General features: G+C 51.8%; 2 protein-coding genes. Both read left to right on the top strand.

Annotated features, from left to right (window positions below):
• Nucleotides 1–50: 50 nt before the first annotated feature.
• Nucleotides 51–560, top strand: a complete 510-nt coding sequence (locus ACOZIO_RS25025; RefSeq protein WP_217139057.1) for a helix-turn-helix domain-containing protein — start codon at nt 51–53, stop codon at nt 558–560.
• Nucleotides 539–1,381 carry an IS3 family transposase gene (locus ACOZIO_RS25020; protein WP_421595880.1) on the top strand — a complete coding sequence of 281 codons (843 nt, stop codon included), beginning with the start codon at nt 539–541 and terminating at the stop codon, nt 1,379–1,381. The genes ACOZIO_RS25025 and ACOZIO_RS25020 overlap by 22 nt, the downstream gene beginning before the upstream one ends.
• The last annotated feature ends 36 nt before the right edge of the window (nt 1,382–1,417 follow it).

The raw sequence follows: 1,417 nt of genomic DNA, 5'->3' as shown, positions 1-1,417 counted from the left end.
TGAACTGAACCCCGAATGTTGGACTTTTTAAACCTTCATTCGGAGTTCATATGAAATACAATTTTCAAATCAAACTTATGGCCGTCAGGCATTACCTTGATGGTCGTGACGGCTACAAACTCACTGCCCGCCAATATCAGGTTCCCGCTTCTTCACTTCGGGCATGGACTGCGGCTTACCGGCTTCACGGTCAGGCCGCTTTATTAGCCAAAACATCCATCACCTATCCTGCCCATTTTCGTGCCCACGTGGCAGATGTCGTACTTCGTGAACAACTTTCTATGCGTACCGCCGCTGCGCGGTTTAATATTTCTGACTACAAGACTGTCGGACGCTGGGTTCAGGAGGCCACAAAGGCCACCGCCCCGGCAAAGAAAGAGAGAAAACACATGGCGCAGAAAGCTCAAAAACCCGCAAAACAGCCTGAAGAAATGACGCCCGCAGAACTGCTGGAAGAAGTCCGCTATCTGCGCGCTGAACGTGCTTACCACGAAAAGTTAGACGCCCTGATGAAAGCAAAAGCGGAACAGAAGAAAAAATCAACGCCATCAGGGCATTAATCGGCGAGCATCGTCTGCGTGACCTGCTGAAATCCGCGATGCTGCCACGCAGCACCTGGTACTGGTGGCAATCGCGTGAAGCGATCGGTTGCGATGTGGCGCTGTGCGATATCATCCGGCAGATAGCCATCCGCCACAAACGGCGCTACGGCTACCGGCGCGTCACTGCCGCACTGCATAATCAGGGGCTACGGGTGAATCATAAAAAGGTCAGCCGCCTTATGGCTAAAATGGGCGTGCAGGCACGTGTGCGGGCTAAAAAATACCGAAGCTGGAAAGGCGAAACCGGCATGGGTCCGGCGCCGGATCTGCTCAAAAGAGAGTTTACGGCTTCCGGTCCCGGTGTGAAGCTGGTGACAGATGTCACGGAGTTCAACGTAGCGGGAAGCAAGCTGTATTTGTCGCCGGTCATGGATCTGTATAACGGTGAAATCGTGGCGATGAGTATGGGAGCGAGGCCGACTTATGAGCTGACAGAAAGAATGTTAAAGCAGTTGCTTACGTCAGGTCATGCGAGAAAAAATGCGTTATTTCACAGCGATCAGGGCTGGCAATACCGTATGAAAGCATGGCAGAAACAGGTGAGTGATGCGGGGTTGCGGCAGAGTATGTCGCGCAAAGGTAACTGCTATGATAATGCGGCGATGGAAAGCTTCTTCGCGGTGTTAAAAACGGAAATGTTCCACGGGAAAACTTACACGGGTACAAAAGAACTGGCGGCGTCGATAAAGGAATACATCGGGTACTACAATCGCGACCGGATCAAAATGAAACTGGGTGGTATGAGTCCGGTAGGCTACCGGACTCATATGTTCCCCTGACGTAGTTCTGATGTCCAACTTCAGGGGTTCAGTTCA

The organism is Rahnella sp. PD4, assembly GCF_049199325.1.
Taxonomy (GTDB): Bacteria; Pseudomonadota; Gammaproteobacteria; order Enterobacterales; family Enterobacteriaceae; genus Rahnella; species Rahnella perminowiae.
This window is presented reverse-complemented; position numbering and strand designations above follow the sequence as displayed.